Origin of the sequence: Devosia riboflavina, assembly GCF_000743575.1 — a bacterium.
Lineage (GTDB): Bacteria > Pseudomonadota > Alphaproteobacteria > Rhizobiales > Devosiaceae > Devosia > Devosia riboflavina.
This window is the reverse complement of the sequence record NZ_JQGC01000007.1, coordinates 145,904-164,894: the sequence shown is the minus strand read 5'-3', so window position 1 is coordinate 164,894 and position 18,991 is coordinate 145,904. Positions and strand designations below refer to the sequence as shown.

The following is an 18,991-nucleotide window of genomic DNA, read 5'->3' as shown; positions in this document are numbered from 1 at the left end:
TTGAAAACTCCTCAAGCCGCCTTGCTGGCGATCTCGGCGCCATCGCTGAGCGCCTTCAATTTTGCCCAGACGATATCGGGGTCTACGGCACCAAATCCGGCAAATGTGGAAAAGCCGCAATCAGTGCCGGCGATGACGCGATCGACGCCGACGATATCAGTGAAATTCTTGAGCCGCTGCGCGATCAACTCGGGGTGCTCCACGAAGTTGGATGTGGAGTCGATGACGCCGGGGATCAGCACGTAGTCATCTGGCAGATCGATATTTTTCCAATCGACCCATTCATGCGCGTGGCGCGGGTTCGCGCCTTCAAAGAGAAGCGATCGCGGCTTGGCCTTGAGCAGGCTCGGCAGGATTTTCTTGAGCGCAATATCGCAGATATGCGGCCCTTCATAGTTGCCCCAACACACATGCATGCGCACCTTATCGCCTGGTACATTGCGCAGGGCGTGGTTCATTACCTCGATATGCTTTTCAGCGGCAGTGACGAAGCCGGCATCGTCGAGGTCCTTGTACATCATGTGCCGACCAAGCCCGAGGTCGGGGGCGTCGAGCTGCAGGATGAATCCGGCTTCGACAATGCCTTCATATTCGACGCGCATGCCCTCGGCGACGGCCTCGAGATAGTCGTCCTGGGTCCTATAGAATTCATTGGGCTGAAAGAGTGCGATAACCCCCGGCGTCGCCGAATTCATGAACCCCTTGGTATAACCATTTGCGCTCAAGGCCGCCTGGAAGGTATCGACATCATCCTGCAGCGGCTCAAGGCTCTTTACCTTGATCTCGCTGACACATTTGGGCCGCCGATAGGTCGGCGTCCCGCCCGAGGAAGCCTGGCGCTTCAGGAAATTCGGAAAGAGTTCAAGATCGGCCGGCGGGCGGCGGGAGGAGTCGCCGTCAAAGCCCGTCAGCCGATCCTTGATATAGGTGGCGTAGGAGATCTTGCTCATTTCGCCATCGGACGGCAGGTCGATGCCCGCCGCCTTCTGTTTGGCGACGATGTCGTTCACCGCCGCCGAAATGATCTCCTTGAAGCCGGCCTCCTCAATCGGGACGCCGGCCTCCTTGGCGAACACAAGATCGGTCACCTGTTTGCTGCGCGGCAGCGAGCCAACGTGAGTGGTGAGTATCTTGTGTGCCATTGGTTTACTCCGCAGCCTGAGCCGTTGCGAACTGCGGGGCGGCCGGCGAGGCGGCACCACGGATAACGAAGACGATCGCATCGGCCGAAGCCGGATTACGGAAGCCATGCATCAGGCCAACCGGCACGGTCAGCGTGTCGCCAGCGCCAAGGATGAGCGAGCCGCCATCCCAGTTGAATTCCAGTGTACCAGACTGCACGAAGAGCACTTCTTGCTCGGAACGGGCATGAACGGGAATGACAGCACCGGTTTCGAGCTTGAAGCGGCGCAGCGTAAAATCGTGTTTCCAGTGGCCGACGATCGGCCCGGCCTTAATGCCGTCCTGGCCGTCGACATCGCCGATAACGCCAGCTTCTTCAACGCCTTCACCGGCAAGCGGCGAATTCGGGTCGCCCTTGATATCCGCGGCCTTGATGGCATATTTCGCCAATTCGGACATCGGCGGGGTTGCCAATTCCTTGAGCTTTTCAGCGTTCGGCGGCTGCTCGAGTTCAGCGCCTTCCGGCACCTTTTCGCCCAGCGTCGTATCGATCAGCTTGCCGCCCTTGAGCAGTTTCAGGCCAAAATCCTCGGCCATTTTGAAGACGCTCGGCGCCCATACCACCTTGCCCGGATCGTCATGACCGAGCACGACGGCGAGGAATCCCGTGCCTTCATCGCGCTTTTCAAAGCCGCGGAACATGTGGGTCGGTACGGTCGCCACATCGCCCGGTTCAACGTCGAGATAGCCCTCGTCCTTGTTGGCCCCAAAGACGAAGCGCCATTTGCCCGAGTGTACGAGGAAGGTTTCCGCGGTCAGGTGCGAGTGCTGGGAATTGGTGCAACCAAAGGGCTGGCGGGCAGCGCCAAAATTGAAACCATGGGCTTCCGGAATGTGCACGACCTGGGCCGGATTCTCACTCACACCCGGCCCGATAATGGTGAAGTTTTCCTTGCGGTCCGAGCCCGGCGTCCGCGCGTCGATGAACGCGTTGCGCAACCCCTTCAGATCGGCATAGCGCACCATGCGCTTTTCCATTTCGGACTGAGTCCAAGTCTTGCTCTGGGTCATGATGACATCCTCTTTCCAGTGGCAGCATAGCATTTTTGCATTCGTATGCAATATGGATCGCAAAGAGGGCGGAAGCGTGTCTTGAGGGACATGCGGATCAGCTCTTTGCGGGTTTGTAGATACGTCGTCCGTCGACCTCGACCACACCGGCCTTGGGCATTCTTGCGGAGGTCCTGACGACGAGTTCGCCATTGAGGATGCGGTGCTCGGCTTCGATCTCGCCGCTGGCGATCTGATCCATTAGGATGGCGACGGTGGCCTCCACCATGCGCTTGAGCGGCTGGCTCATCGAGGTGATGCCATAGGAGGTCCAGCGGGCGGGACCCACATCGTCATAGCCGACAATGGAAAGGTCCTCGGGAATGGAGAGGCCCAGTTCGTGCCGCGCGATGTCCATCACCGCAACGGCCATATGGTCATTGGCCACGAAGATGGCATCGGGACGATCGGGACGCTTCAGCATTTTGCGCGCCGCCGTTTCGGCTTCGGCGCGATCGTAATTGCCGACCTCGATGATGATATCGGTATGCCCGGCCGCAGCGAGAGCCTCCTGGTAGCCGCCAAAACGATCGCGATTGGTCGAGGAGCTTTCAAGACCCGAGATATAGCCGAACCGCTTGTGCCCACCGGCAATCAGGAACTCGGCAACGCGGCGCCCACCCTCGCGATTGCGCGTCGTCACGCTCGAGACCGCATCGCGCTCGGTGGTGCGGTTGAACAGCACCACCGGAATGCCGGCGGCGGCACATTCCTCGGAGAGTTCCGAGGACAGCGAGGTCGACGCCAGCACAATGCCATCGACACGATATTGCATGAGCTGGTCAAAGACCGGGTCGCTGTCCCGATCCATAAAACCGGTGAACAGCAAGAGGCGATAGTCTTCCTTGGCAAGAAGCCGGCCCAGCTCTTCGAGCACATCGGGATAGAAGAGGTTTTCCAGATACGCCATCACCACGGCAATGATGCGCGAGCGATTGGTGATCAGCGAGCGGGCAATGGCATTGGGCCGATAGCCCAGTTCCTTGGCCGCAGCCAGGACCTTGGCCCGGGTCTTTGGGGCAATGGAGGCACCGGGGGTAAAAGTGCGGGAGACAGCCGATTGCGACACGCCGGCGCGGCGCGCCACTTCCGATGAGGTCACCCCCGGCTTTTTTACTCCGCTGTCCATCCGCCATCCACCAAGAGCGCCGTGCCGGTGATCAGCGCCGCCGCGTCCGAGGCCAGGAAAACCACCGGCCCCATAATGTCCTCCACCCGGCCCAGGCGCCCCAGCTTGATCTTGGACAGAACCCAGGATCGGAAGTCGGGATCGCTGAGATTGCCGGCCGTCAGCTCGGTCTCGATAAAGGTCGGGCACACCGTGTTGACCCGAATATTGCTGGCCCCCAGCTCGATGGCCATGGCCTTGCTGAGACCTTCAACAGCATGTTTGCTCGCCGCATAAATGGCGCGGTTGGGACCACCGACATGACCCATCTGCGAGGAGACATTGATGATCGAGCCGCCCTGCCCCGCCTGCTGCAGCTTTCCGACAACCGCCTGGGATACGAAAACCGTCGCGGCGAGATTGAGCTGCATCACCGCCTGATAGTCGGGCTCGGTGATCCCGGCAATGGCACTGTGCCGGGCCGTGCCGGCCGAGTTGACCAGCACATGGAAGGGCTCGCTCTCTTCGATAAAGGCGCGGATGGCGGCAAAGTCGGTGATGTCGATGGCGACGCCCTCAGCCATGAGGCCAATATCGGCCATGGCATTGACGACCTTTTCGACATCACCGGCGGTGCGGGCCGCCACGGTCACATGCGCCCCCGCTTCGGCCAGAGCCACCGACGCGCCCAGCCCGATGCCCCGCGTGCCACCGGTCACCAGGGCGCGCTTGCCATCGAGACGAAAACTGGGCGTGCGGGGAAGCGTCATTCCTTGGCGGCCTCTGCTGTCGGTGCGGCAGCGGTACCATAGGGCACATTGCGGCCGCCATAGCGGCGCACGCGGATATTGGCCTGTTCGGCATGGCCGACAAAGCCTTCCAGCATCGAGAGGCGCGAGCCATAGGCGCCGATCCGGGCCGAGGCCTCATCGGTCGTCACCGTTTGCCAGGTGCAGGTCTTGAGGAACTTTCCGACCCAGAGGCCGCCGGTATAGCGCGCCGCCTTCATGGTGGGCAGGGTGTGATTGGTGCCGATCACCTTGTCGCCATAGGCCACATTGGTCCGCGGCCCCAGGAACAGGGCACCAAAATTGGTCATATTGTCCCGGAACCACAGATCGCGATCGGTCATCACCTGCACATGTTCCGAAGCGATGCGGTCGGCTTCGGCCAGCATCTCTTCATAGCTCTCGCAGACGATGACTTCACCAAAGTCCTCCCAGGATTTGCGTGCCATGTCGGCCGTCGGCAGAATGGCGAGAATGCGTTCGATCTCCGCCATGGTGTCGCGTGCCAGCTTCTCCGAATTGGTGAGCAGGATCGCCGGGCTCGTGGGACCATGCTCGGCCTGGCCGAGAAGATCGGTGGCGCAGAGTTCCCCGTCGACCGTCTCGTCGGCGATCACCAGCGTCTCGGTCGGGCCGGCAAAGAGGTCGATGCCGACGCGACCATAAAGCTGGCGCTTGGCTTCGGCCACAAAGGCATTGCCCGGGCCAACCAGCATGTCCACCGGCGAAATGCTTTCCGTGCCGATGGCCATGGCGCCGATCGCCTGGATGCCGCCGAGCACATAGATCTCATCGGCACCGGCCATGGCCTGGGCCGCGACAATCGCCGGGGCCGGCTTGCCATGGAAGGGCGGCGCGCAGGTGATGACGCGCGGGCAACCGGCCACCTTGGCCGTAAGAACCGACATATGGGCCGAGGCCAGCAGCGGATACTTGCCGCCCGGCACATAGCAGCCCACCGCATTGATCGGCACATGCTTGTGGCCCAGCGTGACCCCCGGCAGGGTCTCGACGCTGAGTTCGAGCATCGTGTCCTTCTGCTTCTGGGCGAAGTTGCGCACCTGGGTCTGGGCAAAGGCGATGTCATCGAGATCCTGATCGGTCAATTGCGCGATGCAATCGTCGATCTCCTGCTGGCTCAGCCGGAAATCCGGCCGCTCCCACTTGTCGAACTTCTGCGACAGGTCCCGCACCGCTGCGTCACCGCGCTTTTCGATATCGGCCAGAATCCCCTCGACCGTCGAGCGAACCTGACGATCAGCCTCCGCCCGCTCATCAACCGCCTTACCTCGCTTCAGCCAGATCGGCATCGGAAGCTCCTTATGGTTCAATCAGACTTTATGCATACGAATGCATGATTGCAACAAATGTGATGCCAATCATCACATTTCTTGGTGGACTAGGGTTTCGGCGGACGCTGCAGGCTGAAATCACTCGCCTGTTCAAAGGCATGACCGACCTGAACAACCCGGGCCTCATCATCGTGCCGCCCGACGATCTGCATACCGATCGGCAGGCCTTCGTGAAAACCCACTGGCATGGCTAGAACCGGATGGCCGGAGATGTTGAATCCGATGGTGCGCATCGGCGTCCACACGGCTTCCTTTTCAAACCGCGCGACTTCGAGGGCTGTGGTCAAGGCGCCGACCGTGACTATGACATCAGATCCCGTCAATAGACGGTTGACCGCCCGGGTGAAATCGCTGCCGATCTGCCGCGCCGTTGCCAGTTCCGCATCGGTGACGGCAAAGCCGGCAGCAAGGCTGAGAAAGGCGCGACGACCATAGGCCTCGGGATGATTGCGCAAAGCGTCCGCGTGGAAATCAAAGCTTTCCTTATGGAGGATCGCTGCCGCCGCGACTTCCAGCGACGGATAGTCCGGCAGCTCGATCTCGGTGACCTCTGCACCGAGCTGGCTCAGAAGCGAGACAGCTGCGTCCACCGCAACAACCACCGCCGGCATGACCTGATGATCACAAGCGAACCAGTTCCGCGCATAGCCAATCTTCAAACCTGCAACAGGCCGGCCAAGGAGCCGAGTTGCCGCCTCCTCCCCGCTCCTGCCGGCAATCACATCAAACGTTACCGCCGCCTCGGCAACGGTGCGGCTCATCGGGCCTATATGGTCCATGCTCGGGGACATGGTCAGGGCGCCGTGCTTGGAGACAGAGCCAGTAGTCGGCTTGAATCCGACAACGCCGCAGTAGAAAGCCGGTCCGCGTACGGAGCCGCCCGTATCCGAGCCAATACTGGTGCGCAAAAGCCCTCCCGCAACCGCCACGGCACAGCCTGAGGACGAGCCACCAGTGATGTGTTCCAGGCTCCAGGGATTACGCGCCGGTGGAAACAGGCCGCGCTTGTCTGGGCCGACCGTGCCCCATTCATAGGTCGCGAGCTTGCCAATGATCACAGCGCCGCCTTCGCGGAGACGCTTGACCACCTCAGCGTCTTCGACCGCCAGCGCATCGCGGCGCCCAGGTGCATTGGCTGTGGTCGCGAGACCCGCAACATCGATCATGTCCTTGATGCCGACAGGAATACCATGCAACGGCCCGCGGTCATGCCCTGCGCCCAGTTCGGCATCCGCCTTGGTCGCGTTCGCAAGAGCCTGATCGGTGGCCACGGCATAAAATGCCAGATAGGCAGGATCGCACTCGGCTATCCGCCGCAAAGTCCTCTCTACCAGCCCCAAAGAGGATAGACGTCCGTCGCGCAGGCGGCGGCCGAGCTCGGCGATGTCGAGATCGAGGATGTCCTCATCCGACCCGGCGCCGGCCATCTCCGTCAGACCATCGCTCATCCAGGCGGCGAGGCCAAACAGTCCCTCGACCTCGCTTTCGTAAAGCTTGAGCCCGGCTGCGACGACCCGATCCTGGAAATAGGCAAGCCGCTCGGACGTGTCGTTGCTGGACATGGTCAGGCGATCCGTGCACCGGTCGAATGATCAAAGAGATGGCAGGCAGAGGCAGGAATGGCGACGCGCGCCAATTCCCCAATCTCGGCGCGATAATCCTTGTTGACCTTGATCGAGACGAGTTCTCCTGCCACACGCATGGACAGCATGGTCGCGTCACCCAGCAGCTCCACCGTATAGATCGGCGCTTCGATCTGCCCACTCGCTTGCGCAAGGCTGGCATCTTCGGCCCGGAAACCAAGCGTCACCGGGCCCTTCGCCGCCAAGGTCAGCCCCTCGATGCGAATGCCTTCGCTGGTGAAGACTCCACCCTCGATCGAACCCTTGATCAGATTCATCGCCGGTGAGCCGATGAAGCTCGCAACAAACGTATTGGCCGGCCGGTCGTAGATTTCCATCGGCGTGCCGACCTGCTGCACCAGCCCCTTGCTCATGACGACGACACGATCGGCCAGCGTCATGGCTTCGATCTGGTCATGCGTCACATAGATGGTGGTGCGCTTGAGTGTGTGATGCAGGTTCTTGATCTGGGCGCGCGTCGAAACGCGCAGTTTCGCGTCGAGGTTCGACAGCGGCTCGTCCATGAGGAAAGCATTGGGTTCGCGTACAATGGCGCGGGCAAGGGCGACGCGCTGACGCTGACCACCCGACAGGGCGGCAGGACGACGCTGCAGGAAATCGTCGAGTTCGACCATCTTGCTGGCTGCCATGACACGCTCATGGTGCTGCTCCTGCGGCACTTTTCGCACTTTCAAGGGAAAGCGGATGTTCTCGTAGACCGTCATGTTCGGATAAAGCCCATAGCTCTGGAACACCATGGAGATGTCCCGGTCCTTGGGCTCGAGCTTGTTGACCAGCCGATCGCCGATCCAGATTTCACCCTCGGTGATTTCTTCGAGTCCAGCGATCATGCGCATGGTCGTGGTCTTGCCACAGCCTGACGGGCCGAGCAGGACCAAAAATTCCTGGTCTGCGATGTCGAGGTTGAAATTGTCGACGCCGACAAAATTGTTCCAGCGCTTGGAGACGTTCTTGAGACGGATCTGGGCCATCGGGATCAGCCTTTCACTGCGCCGGCGGTCAGGCCGCTGACGATCTGGCGTTGGAAGAAGAGAACAAGGATGAAGAGCGGCACTGTGGCCGAAACCACGGCAGCCACGGCATACATGACATTGCCGGTTTCCTGGATCGAGCCGAGAAAGCTCGAGATTTTCGGCACCATGGTCTGGTTCTCCGCACTGAGAAGCATCGCGGTCACCGCAAAGTCATTGTAGCCGAGGAGGAAACTGAAGAGCCCGGTGGTCACGACGCCGGGCCACATCACCGGCATGATGACAAGGCGGAAAGCCTGGAAACGGGTACAGCCATCAACCATGGCGCTTTCATCGAGATCCTTGGGGATCGAGAGAAAGAAAGAGTGCAGCATCCACAGGGTGAAGGGCTGGTTGATCGCTACGAGAACGATGATCGAGGTCGGCAACACCCCCCAGATATTGAGCTGGAAGAACGGCAGTAGATAGCCAGAAACCAGCGTGATGTGCGGCATGGCCCGGAAGACCAAGGCCGCGATCAAAATCCAGAAGGCGTAGTTGCGCCCCGAACGTGCCAGAGCATAGCCGCCGAGCGTGCCGAGGGTCAGCGAGATGACGGTGACGCAGACGGTGACGATGATGGTATTGCCGGCAGCTCGCCAGAAATCGCGCAAAACCCAAGCGCCATAGTAGCCCGCGCCGGTAAAGGCGTTGCCAGTCTGACGGGTGGTACTGGTACCAAAAATGGCGTTCCACCAGCTTTCGCGAGAGAAAAAGTCCGCTTCGACTTTGAATGAGCCCCACACCGTCCAAAAGAAGGGAACCGCAGCGAGGATTACCCACAAAACGATGAAGCCATAGATGATGGCATTGAGGGCAAGTGGGCGCTTTTGTGCAACAGCATCCGACATGATCACACCGCCTTGAGTTTGAATTCGCGCCAGGTGCGGATCAGCACCGGCATGAGGAGGATTACGACACCGATAATGGTGATCACCGAAGTGGCACCGGCCGATCCGAACTGCTGCGCATCGCCGGAAAGATCATTGTAGATCAGGTAGCTGAGCGAGGTGGCATTGGCCTCGGCGGAGAAGCCGACAATGGGTTCGAAGACGCGGAAATTATCCATCAACTGGACAAGCGCCACAAAGGTCGCGAGCGGCGCCAGATGCGGGATGATGACGTAGCGAATGCGCTCCCAGCGCGAGGCGCCGTCGATCATGGCCGATTCCAGCGTATCGGCCGGCACCGTCTGCAGGCCGGCATAGAAGACGACAAAAGAAAACGGGCCATTGGTCCAGACGCCATAGACCAGCAGCGCGGTCCAGGTAAGCACCGGCGAGGCGCGCAATGAGAGCGTTGGATCGTTGAAGATGTGCTGGATCGTGGCGCCCAGAATGCCATTGGGGCTCAACATCCAGTAAAGGATCAGCGAACCGATCAGCGGCGTGATGATCATGGGTAGCAGCGAGAAGAATATGATCGGCCCCTTGGTGACCTTGGGCAGAGCATTGACAGCGAGCGCAATGGCGAAACCCAGCGCCATGGCGAGCGGCGTCACCACGAAGCAGTAGACCAGCGTGAAAATCAGCGCCTTGTAGAAGGGCAGATTGAATATCTGTGCGACCTTCTGGTCAAAGCTGCGATCGCTCGAAAGGATAGCGCCGAGTTCGTCCGTCGCCAGGTGCGCACGATTGAAATAGGTGCCAAGGCCATTGAAGCGCCCAAGGGGTTGCTCGCGCTGCAGTTCGGCAGTTGCTGCGGCGTCGACGCGCAGCTCGGTGGAGCATCCGCCGAAGGGCTGGCAATTTTCCACCTGCACCATGACGCGCTCGTGCGCGACATACAAAGATTGCACGACCACAGACACGATCGGCAGGGCGATAAACAACACCATGGCGATAAGCGATGGCAGGATGAAAGCAAAGAAGGTCTTGTTCGGCATGCCTGCCACCTCTGATGCGCCGCGCGACGGGTGCTAGCATTCGGCAGATCGATGCCAATGCAAAGCCCCGTATTGCGGACAAGACCGGCGCCGAAGCCGCAACCGGTCCGAATGCTTCTCCCTGCGAAAGGGAGAAGCCTGATATCGTCCGAAGAGGACCTATTGGAGGAAGCCGGCTTCCTTCGCAGCGGTATCGTAGGCTGCCTTGACGTCGGCCAGCGCCTGCTCGGCGTCTTCCGATCCAGCGATGAATTCGGCCAGTTCGGTCGAGAGCGCCGTGTGAAGGAGCCCCATATAGGGCTGCATCGGGTAAGGACGGGCGCCGCCATTGGCATTGTCAACGACGCCGATGGCGGCGGGACCAGGCTCATAGCCCTGGATCAACCAGGTCGCAGCTTCCTTGTTGGCGTTCATCATGTCCGGGCTGATGCCATGCACCATCGCCTGGAAGGAGGCTGCAGCGTCTTCGTCGGTGATGTTCTTGGCGATGGTAAAACCATCCCACCACAATGCGGCGGCCGGAATGGTACCGCCATTGATGGTTGGAGCCGCTGTAAGCACCGTGTTCTCGACGACACCCTCGGCAGCGCCTTGATCGTCGAGCACGGCGCCGGCCAGGGATCCCCAGGCGACCATGATGGCGATGTTGCCGGCTTCATATTCCTTGATCAGTTCGTCCGCACTATAGGTCAGGTAGTCCGGATCCATAAAGGCGGTCATGGCACGCATGACTTCGAGAACCTTGCGGCCTTCAGGATTGTCGATGGCGAGTTCCGCCGAACCGGGCGCGAAGAATTCGGCACCCGTGCCGAGATAGTCATTCACGAACTCTGCGGCGAGATCCCAGCCCGGCTTCACCGACGCGCCGAGCGGATGCTCGAGCAGTCCCTTGTCCCTAATGATCTGAGCGGCGGCCAGGATGTCATCGTAGGACTTTGGCGGCTCAATACCGGCCTCTTCCAAAATATCCTTGCGATAGAACAGGTGCTGACCATTGCCCATGAAGGCAATAGCCATAGTGTTGCCGTCAATCTTGACGAGCTGGCTCGGCTGCAGGGCCTGGCCATATTGAGCGATCAGATCGTCGAGCGGGCGGATCAGGTCGTCATTGAGCAGCGGGACAATCGAATTGTTGGCGACAACGGCAACGGTGTATTCGGCAGGATTGATGCTCAGCGCCGGAACCTGCAGGTTCTTGTGTTCGGTGGTGGCATTGGCAGTCACCGTCACAGTGCCGGAGGCACATTCTTGCGCGGCCGCGTTGATGGCGCGAAGAGCTTCGAAATCATTGCTCAGAATGCGCACGGAACCAGCTTCTATACCGCATTCCGCATAGGCAGCGCCCGCCCCCAGGGCCAAGGCAATCGTCGAGACGGCAAGCATAAGGATGGGCTTCATTTTTCGTTCTCCTGGCTTTGGGCACCCGCGTACCCCTGCATCATACGGCGGCCGCTTCCAGCTCTACCGCGTTCCCAACGCATACGTATGCACAACTATTTTGCATTCGTATGCAATATCTAGCTAACCACATTGCTTCTGCTTCCGCAAGCGGTAAGCCGCAGGACTGGATTCACCCGCCAAACACTATGAATATCGGGCAATTCCCACGCGCTGGCGCCCGCTGCCAAAGCCCGGCGCCGTCACCGTAACTACCGCGGCAGCTCCGGCGTGGATCGCGCCCAACGAACAACGCAGTCGACGACCCGCTGCACCGCGGGAGCCGATGGGTCTCTGTCTATGATCTCGGCAAGAGCGGCGCTGACCATGCCCTCCAGCGGCATGATCGTCGTGATAGAATGCGCTTCCCAATTGGCGAGCGCCACCCCGTCGTGACCGACGATAGCAAGGTCTTCGGGCACGCGAATATTGAGGAGCGAGGCCGCGTCTTTGACGCCGATCGCCATCAGGTCGTTGGCGCAGACGATGACATCGGGGCGGCTGCGGCGGAGGAGAAGGACGGCTTCCTTGTAGCCGGAATCGTAAGAATAGTCGCCGTGCTCGACTATGTCGAAGGCAAGGCTGTGAGCTTCGAGGGCCTCGGAAAACCAGCTCATGCGCTGCTTGTCGATGTGGCTCGACGAGCGCCCTGACAAATAGACGAAATGGCGGCGGCCGATATCGACGAGGCGATCGACAACCTGGCGGGTCGCGGCAGATGCATCGAGCCGCACGTCGGAAACGGCACGGCCCTCTAGGGGCTCGGACGACGCGACGACAAGAGTAGCGGAGCGGAAGATATCGGTGGCGTCGTCGATGGAAACGGCGTCGGAATAAAGCACGACATGATCGACGCGATAGGCCGAGGCGATGCGCATCAACTGGTTGCGGTCTTCGTGATTGGCGCAGCATAGCAGCAGCGGCATGCGCTCGCGGGCCTGCAGGCGGTGCACGAGCTGGTCGAGGCCTTCGCCTTCAGCTGGATTGGCAACTGTGTTGACCACTAAGGCAACGAGGCGCGACTGGCTCATATTGAGCGAGCGCGCCATCGCATTCGGCCGATATCCATGCTCGTCGGCGAGCGCAAGAATGCGCGCTCGCGTTTCGGGTTTAATCAGGGAATCGGCTGTGAAGGCACGCGAAATGGTGGCTGAGGAGACGCCGGCGAGTTTCGCCAATTGTACTGATGTCAGCCCTTTACTTCGCATACCGGCCGGGTTCCGTTGAGTGTCAGGTCTGTGACACCTCTATGGCAATTGGCGTGCCGTCGCCAGCTACAGATGCCTTGATCGCGTCCCAAAGGCGCGCAAAGCGCAGGCCATTGGCAACCGTCGAGGGATTTTCCAGACGACCATCGCGGACAGCCTGGAAGGTCTGCATCGGCGTATCGCGAATCTCGTTTTCCTCACGCGGCTCGGCGACACCTTCGATAGTGACCTCGCGCCAACCGCCCCAGGCATCGATGCGAACGATGGCCTTGGTGTAAAAGAAGGTGATGGCTGAAGCGCAGCCCGGAGGGCCCTCGCCTGCGGCGTTAAAAGTGACGAGCGCGCCATTGCTGAGGCGCGCGGCGACGGCCGTTGCAAGGTCCACTGCCAGACCGCGATTATTGGCATAGGCCGACAGGCGCTCGAATTCCGCATCGGCCAGCACGCAGACCGTGTTCATCATGTGGGCGCCGGTGTCGAACATGAAACCGCCGCCCGAAATGGCCGGGTTCTGTTTCCACTGCCCCGCATAATTCTTGGCCCAGCCTTCCCAGATGGACGCATTGACGCTGACGAGATCGCCGAAATCGCCGCGGCGGGCACGGTTCTTGGTATCATGCACGAGCGGCGAGAGGCCGCCCTGAAAGGCGATGACCACGGTGCGCCCTGTCCGCTTTTCAGCTTCCACCAGCGCCAGCGCTTCTTCGACCGTCGTCACCATCGGCTTTTCGAGAAGCAGGTCAAAACCAGCCTCGACAACAGCCAGGGCGTTGGCGCCATGGAAGACATGCGGCGTAGACACATAGACCGCATCCATCTGGCCCTGCATGGCGGCGAGCATCTCTTCGGCATTGCCATATTCGGCCGGCCGCGGGGCGCCTGCGGCTTCACAAGTGTCGGCAAACCGTTTGCGCGAGACTTCGCTCACTTCCGCCGTGGCAACGATTTTGACATCCGCCATCGCTGCCCAGCCCTTGGCATAGTCGGCCGCTTTCAGCCCCGCACCAATGACGCCCAAACGCAAAACCATGTTCGCAACTCTCCTCTTTTGGAGACGTGTACATGAGCTTCGGCCCGGCCGTAAACGCCCAAATGAACGAAAAATTCCGCTATTCTGAAAAATGGAAAGAATGTTCGATTTTATCTTGTCGGCAAAATGTAAGCGTGTACATTTGGGTCGTCACGTTAAGAGACATGCGGCGCCGACGCGCCGTCAGGGAGGAAATTGTGAACAAACTTGTTGCAGGTGGCCTGGCGGCCATCGCTCTGAGCCTGCTCGCCGGTACGGCCAATGCAGAATCCCTTCGCGTTGCTTTGCACGGTCAGGCCGGCATCGACGCCTTCACCCCCACTGCCGAGCGCATCGAGAAAAATCTCGGGATCGACGTCGAAATCGTTGAATACCCGGCGCCCGACAAGGACTACATGACCAAGCTCCTGACCGAGCTGGCTGCGGGCAATGGTCCGGACCTGTTCTCGATCCCGAGCGCTGCCGACGTTGCCGACATGGTGGCAGCCGGCTATCTCGCTCCGGTCGGCGCGGAACTCGCCGCCTGGCCCGAATATGCCGACTTCGTCGATGTCGCCAAGCAGCTCGCCGTGAGCCCGGATGGCGAGACTTATGTCGTCCCCTATATCCTGGGCATCCAGCAGATCTACTTCCGCCGCGATGTGCTCGAAAAGGCCGGCATCTCGACCGAACAGCCCGAGGACTGGGCTGATCTCCTCGCGCGCGCCAAGGAAATCAAGGAAAAGACCGGTTCGTTCGGCCTGCTGTTTCCAGCCGGCGTCAGCTGGGGCGGCGGCGCCTTCGACGAAGGCTTCTCGCACCTCATCATCGGCTCTTCGACCCCGCAGCTCGTGACCGAAGACGGCAAGTTCGACCTCACCAGCCAGGGCGTGCTCGACGTCTTCCAGTTCTACAAGGACCTGATCGACGCCGACCTGATGCCGGTCGACCCGCTTCTCGGGCCTGAGCCCTGGGTGATCCCGAAGTATGAAATGTTCCCCAGTGGCGAGTTGGCGGCGACCACTTGCGGTTCCTGGTGCTACATTTTCGACTGGGGTCGCGAGAGCCGCAACCCCATTCCCGACGTGACCAATGTCGTTGGCACCTGGGCTGACCCGGGCCAGAACGGCGGCGAATTCGTGCTGGCCAATCTTGGCGCACCCTGGGCCGTCAATGCCAAGGCCGCCAATCTTGAACTCGCCAAGAAGGCTCTCCTCGAAGCCGGCTCGGTCGAAAACCAGATCGAAACCGCTGCCCGCATCGGCAATATCCCGGCCAGCAACGCCGTGCAAAAGGATCCGCGCTTCCAGGCACTGACCGAACTGGTGCCGATCCAGGCCGCCGCCAATCACGGTACCTACCTCAAGCAGGCCACCGGCATGTCCGTCGTGTCGGAAGGCGTCGCGCGCGCCACCGAAGCCCTGCTGCGCAAGGAAACCGACGCGGCCGGCGCCCAGCAGATTCTGGTCGATCACGTTCGCCAGACGCTCGGCGACGAAGCGGTGAAATAAGCGTCGTCGGTCTCCTCCTCCGACGCCCTGGACGCGGCCCCTTGGCCGCGTCCCCTTTTCCCGGTCAAGACGCGGCCTTCAAAGGCCGCGTCTCCCATTCTCTCAATCGAGGCACCCGTCCATGGCCTTCGACGCGTTCCAGAAGCGCAAGGAGCGGCAGCTACTCTGGCTGCTCTTGCCGGCGCTCGTTCCGCTGCTGATCCTGACCATTTATCCGGCGGTCTATGCCGTCTATCTGAGTATGACCAATGAGGCGCTGACCGGCGTTGCTGCGGCAAAGCCCCGCTTTGTCGGCGTCGCCAACTATCTGCGCCTCTTCTCGGACGGTCGCTTCTGGAACTCGCTGTTCGTCACTTTCGTCTTCGTGGTCGGCTCGGCCATTATCGGACAGTTCGTGCTCGGCTTCATTTCCGCCATCGCGCTGCGGCGCAAGATCGTCGGCGCGCCCGTTTTCGGCGCTGCTATCCTCTTGCCCAATGCCGCGCCGGAAGTGGTCGCCGGCTTCATGTGGATTTCGATGCTCGCCGGTGGTGACCACGCGACGCTGAGCAAGATCCTTGTGTTCTTCGGCCTGCCCTATGTCGACTGGCTGCAGACCTTCCCGCTGTTCATGGTGGTCATGGTCAATACCTGGCGCGGCATCGGCACCGCCATGATCCTGCTGACCGCCGGCCTCGCCGCCGTGCCTGCCGAAGTATATGAGGCGGCGCGCATGGATGGCGCCAATCCGCGCCAGATGTTCATGCGCATCACCCTGCCGCTGATGGCGCCGACCATCTTCCTCTACATGCTGATTTCGACCGTCTCGACCATTTCGGTCTTTGGCCTCGTTTACGCGCTGACCCGTGGCGGCCCCGGCAACAAGACCGAGGTGATCTCGGTCTACATCTACAACCAGTCCTTCACCGCTTTCCAGATCGGCTACGGCGCGGCCGGTGCCGTGGTGGCGCTGGTCGTCTCGCTGGCGCTGGGCATTGCCTATGTGCGCTCCCTCAAGGTGGAAGTCTGATGGCCGGCATTTCCGAAAAGCGCTCGGGCGCTTATACCTTCCTTGCCTATGTTACGCTGATCGTCATTTCGATCTTCTGCATCCTGCCCTTCATCTGGATGGCTCTGGCCTCGATCGACAGCAATGCACAGCTCTTTCTGAAATGGCCTGATAGCGTCACGTTCGACCACTACACCAAGGTGTTCGCCGAAGAGAACGGCGTGCGCTGGTTCGCCAATTCGCTGTTCACCGTGCTTAGCGCCACGTTCATCGTCATGGTGGTCGCGGGTCTCGGCGGCTATGCGCTGTCGCGCTCGAAAGCCTGGTGGAAGCAGCCATTCCTCTACGCCATCCTGCTCATTCGCGTGCTGCCGTCGACGGCGCTGCTGGTGCCGCTCTACAAGATCCTGCTCACAGCAAATAACGGGATCGGCACGCTGTTGCGACCGCTGGTTGGCGAACACTATCGCTCGGTCATGCAGCTCTTCGGCTTCATTGATGGCTATCTAGGCCTGATCATCGTGCTGGCAACCGGGCAACTGCCCCTGGCGCTGTGGATCATGAAGGTATTCTTCGACGGCGTGCCTAAGGATTATGAGGAAGCCGCAATTCTCGACGGCGCTACCCTGGTGCAGCGCATTCGGCGGGTGCTGATCCCGCTGGCGCTGCCGGGTCTCGCGGCGGCCGGGCTCTTTGCCTTCATGTCGGCCTGGGGCGATTTCCTTCTGCCGCTGATCCTCCTGTCATCGCCCGAATTGCAGACCCTGCCGATCGGTCTTTTCCGCGCGTTCCTGCGCGTCAACGAGATCGACTACGGGCTCCTCGCAGCGCTGGCCACCATCTACCTCATCCCCGCCGTCATCGCCTTCAGCTTTGCGCGTCGGTTCCTCGTTCAAACTTTCTCCGGCGGCGTCAAAGGCTAAGCGATGACCACTCCCATGATTCAACTCTCCGGCGTGCGCAAAAGTTTTGGCTCGGTCGAGATCATCCAGGGCGTCGATATCGCCGTGGAAGACGGCGAGTTCACCGTCTTCGTCGGACCTTCGGGATGCGGTAAATCCACGCTGTTGCGCATGATTGCCGGCCTTGAATCAATCGATAGCGGCGACCTGGTGCTGAACGGCAAACGCATCAACGATGTGCCGCCCGACCAGCGCGGCATCGCCATGGTCTTCCAGTCCTATGCGCTCTATCCGCACATGACGGTGGCGCAGAATATCGGCTTTTCACTGGACCTGAAGAAGGTGCCTAAGGCCGAGATCGCTCGCGAGGTGGGCCGGGTTTCCGAGCTTCTACAGCTCTCCGAACTGCTCGATCGGCGACCGGCGGAACTCTCCGGTGGGCAACGCCAGCGCGTGGCCATCGGTCGCGCCATCATCAAGCGCCCGCGCGTCATCCTCTTCGATGAGCCCCTCAGCAATCTCGATGCGGCGCTGCGCGTGCAGATGCGCGCCGAATTGCAGAAGCTGCATCAGGAACTCAGACCCACCATCGTCTATGTAACGCATGATCAGGTGGAGGCCATGACCATGGCGACACGGATCGTCGTGCTCAATAAGGGCCGGGTCGAGCAGTGGGACACCCCGATCGAGCTCTACAACAACCCCATCAACACCTTCGTTGCCGGCTTCATCGGCTCGCCGCGCATGAATCTCGTGCCCGGCACCATCATCGGCGATGCGGCCAGCCAGAGTTTTAAGGCCAATGCCGGCTGGACCACGCGGCTCGACAATCGCTCATTGGCCGGCGCCGTCGGTCAGTTGGTGACGCTGGGCATGCGCCCCGAGCACATTCAGCCGGCAACGGACAATGTCGATCTCGAAGCCACCATCGCCATTGTCGAGCGCCTCGGCGCTGAAACCTATCTCAATGCGCGTAATGGCGACGACACCCTGCTCGTGCGCGCCCAGGGCGACCTGGCGCTGGCGCCGGGTTCAACCGTGAAGCTGGCGCTCAACCATGGCGCCTTCCACCTCTTCGATCAGTCCGGACGCGTCATCACCGGCTGATTCATTCTACGGAGACTACTGTGACTATTCGCCTGACCATGTGGAACGAAGGCCGCCACGAAAAGAACGACCCGCCAGTCGCCAAGATTTATCCTGACGGCATGGATGGCGCGCTCGCCGCCGGCTTTGGGGATCGTGACTTCACCATCGAGCGCCGTACCATTGACGATCCAGAACAGGGCCTGACGCAGGAACTGCTCGACCGCACGGACGTGCTCACCTGGTGGGGCCATGTCGCCCATGATGAGGTGAAGGACGAATATATCGACCGCGTGCAGCAGCGCGTGCTCGCCGGCATGGGCCTGGTCGTTCTCCATTCGGGCCACCACTCGAAGATGTTCCGCCGCATGGTCGGCACCAATGCCAATCTTTCCTGGCGCGAACTGCCGGAAGGCGACCTCGAGCGGGTCTGGACCATTCTGCCCAACCACCCGATCGCCGATGGCGTGCCGCCATTCTTCGAGATTCCGGCCTCGGAAATGTATGGCGAACCCTTCGACATTCCCGCGCCCGACGAGATCGTCTTCCTCTCCTGGTACAAGGGCGGCGAAGTGTTCCGTTCGGGCCTGACCTTTTATCGCGGCCTCGGGCGCATCTTCTACTTCTCGCCGGGCCACGAGACTTTCCCTATCTACCACCATCCTATGGTGCAGCACGTGATCGGCAATGGCATCGAATGGGCCATGCAACCGCACAAGCCTTCGCGCAAGTTGGATAATTGGCATCGCAAGGAGCCGATCCACCGCTAGAAGCGGCAGCAATATCTTTGAAGAGAGGGGCGCCCGAAAGCGCCCCTCTCACTTTATGCCAT

General features: G+C 60.7%; 17 protein-coding genes. 5 read left to right on the top strand and 12 right to left on the bottom strand.

All coding sequences use genetic code 11. The features are described 5' to 3' along the window. Positions 1–11 precede the first annotated feature (11 nt). The 12 genes from JP75_RS09975 to JP75_RS09920 all read right to left on the bottom strand — a co-directional run bounded on the left by JP75_RS09975 (position 12) and on the right by JP75_RS09920 (position 13,693). Positions 12–1,142 carry a cobalamin-independent methionine synthase II family protein gene (locus JP75_RS09975; RefSeq protein WP_035082363.1) on the bottom strand — a complete coding sequence of 377 codons (1,131 nt, stop codon included), beginning with the start codon at positions 1,140–1,142 and terminating at the stop codon, positions 12–14. A 4-nt stretch (positions 1,143–1,146) separates the two neighbouring features. Then, positions 1,147–2,193 (bottom strand): cupin domain-containing protein, encoded by a 1,047-nt coding sequence (locus JP75_RS09970; RefSeq protein ID WP_051960562.1) that lies wholly within the window; start codon positions 2,191–2,193, stop codon positions 1,147–1,149. A 97-nt stretch (positions 2,194–2,290) separates the two neighbouring features. Then, positions 2,291–3,361 carry a LacI family DNA-binding transcriptional regulator gene (locus tag JP75_RS09965; RefSeq protein ID WP_035082362.1) on the bottom strand — a complete coding sequence of 357 codons (1,071 nt, stop codon included), beginning with the start codon at positions 3,359–3,361 and terminating at the stop codon, positions 2,291–2,293. Next, complete coding sequence (locus tag JP75_RS09960; protein ID WP_035082361.1) at positions 3,346–4,110, bottom strand: SDR family NAD(P)-dependent oxidoreductase; 765 nt, start codon at positions 4,108–4,110, stop codon at positions 3,346–3,348. The genes JP75_RS09965 and JP75_RS09960 overlap by 16 nt, the downstream gene beginning before the upstream one ends. Then, the gene (hisD, locus tag JP75_RS09955) at positions 4,107–5,438 is read right to left on the bottom strand and encodes a histidinol dehydrogenase (RefSeq protein WP_035082360.1); all 1,332 of its coding nucleotides are present in this window, start codon (positions 5,436–5,438) and stop codon (positions 4,107–4,109) included. Before hisD ends, JP75_RS09960 begins: the two co-directional genes overlap by 4 nt. An 89-nt stretch (positions 5,439–5,527) precedes the next feature. Continuing rightward, positions 5,528–7,042, bottom strand: coding sequence for an amidase (locus tag JP75_RS09950; protein ID WP_244446293.1), 1,515 nt, complete (start codon positions 7,040–7,042; stop codon positions 5,528–5,530). A 2-nt stretch (positions 7,043–7,044) separates the two neighbouring features. Next, complete coding sequence (locus JP75_RS09945) at positions 7,045–8,094, bottom strand: ABC transporter ATP-binding protein (protein WP_035082359.1); 1,050 nt, start codon at positions 8,092–8,094, stop codon at positions 7,045–7,047. Positions 8,095–8,099: 5 nt separating this feature from the next. Beyond that, positions 8,100–8,984 (bottom strand): carbohydrate ABC transporter permease, encoded by an 885-nt coding sequence (locus JP75_RS09940; protein ID WP_035082358.1) that lies wholly within the window; start codon positions 8,982–8,984, stop codon positions 8,100–8,102. Positions 8,985–8,986: 2 nt separating this feature from the next. After that, on the bottom strand, positions 8,987–10,018 hold the full coding sequence (locus tag JP75_RS09935; protein WP_035082357.1) for a carbohydrate ABC transporter permease: 1,032 nt from the start codon (positions 10,016–10,018) through the stop codon (positions 8,987–8,989). A 159-nt stretch (positions 10,019–10,177) separates the two neighbouring features. Further along, positions 10,178–11,416 carry an ABC transporter substrate-binding protein gene (locus JP75_RS09930; protein WP_035082356.1) on the bottom strand — a complete coding sequence of 413 codons (1,239 nt, stop codon included), beginning with the start codon at positions 11,414–11,416 and terminating at the stop codon, positions 10,178–10,180. Positions 11,417–11,667: 251 nt separating this feature from the next. Next, positions 11,668–12,633: a LacI family DNA-binding transcriptional regulator gene (locus tag JP75_RS09925; protein WP_051960561.1), complete on the bottom strand. Its 966-nt coding sequence runs from the start codon at positions 12,631–12,633 to the stop codon at positions 11,668–11,670. Between the two features lie 52 nt (positions 12,634–12,685). Then, the gene (locus tag JP75_RS09920; RefSeq protein WP_035082355.1) at positions 12,686–13,693 is read right to left on the bottom strand and encodes a Gfo/Idh/MocA family protein; all 1,008 of its coding nucleotides are present in this window, start codon (positions 13,691–13,693) and stop codon (positions 12,686–12,688) included. A gap of 197 nt (positions 13,694–13,890) precedes the next feature. Between JP75_RS09920 and JP75_RS09915 the strand changes: the two genes are divergently transcribed. From JP75_RS09915 to JP75_RS09895, 5 genes are all read left to right on the top strand, one after another. Then, on the top strand, positions 13,891–15,183 hold the full coding sequence (locus tag JP75_RS09915; protein WP_035082497.1) for an ABC transporter substrate-binding protein: 1,293 nt from the start codon (positions 13,891–13,893) through the stop codon (positions 15,181–15,183). 121 nt (positions 15,184–15,304) lie between these two features. Beyond that, positions 15,305–16,192: a carbohydrate ABC transporter permease gene (locus JP75_RS09910; RefSeq protein WP_035082354.1), complete on the top strand. Its 888-nt coding sequence runs from the start codon at positions 15,305–15,307 to the stop codon at positions 16,190–16,192. Continuing rightward, the gene (locus tag JP75_RS09905) at positions 16,192–17,094 is read left to right on the top strand and encodes a carbohydrate ABC transporter permease (RefSeq protein ID WP_035082353.1); all 903 of its coding nucleotides are present in this window, start codon (positions 16,192–16,194) and stop codon (positions 17,092–17,094) included. The genes JP75_RS09910 and JP75_RS09905 overlap by 1 nt, the downstream gene beginning before the upstream one ends. Before the next feature lie 15 nt (positions 17,095–17,109). Then, complete coding sequence (locus JP75_RS09900) at positions 17,110–18,180, top strand: ABC transporter ATP-binding protein (RefSeq protein WP_035082352.1); 1,071 nt, start codon at positions 17,110–17,112, stop codon at positions 18,178–18,180. Positions 18,181–18,200: 20 nt separating this feature from the next. Then, a complete protein-coding gene (locus JP75_RS09895) occupies positions 18,201–18,929 on the top strand; it encodes a ThuA domain-containing protein (protein ID WP_035082351.1) in 729 nt (242 codons plus the stop codon). The last annotated feature ends 62 nt before the right edge of the window (positions 18,930–18,991 follow it).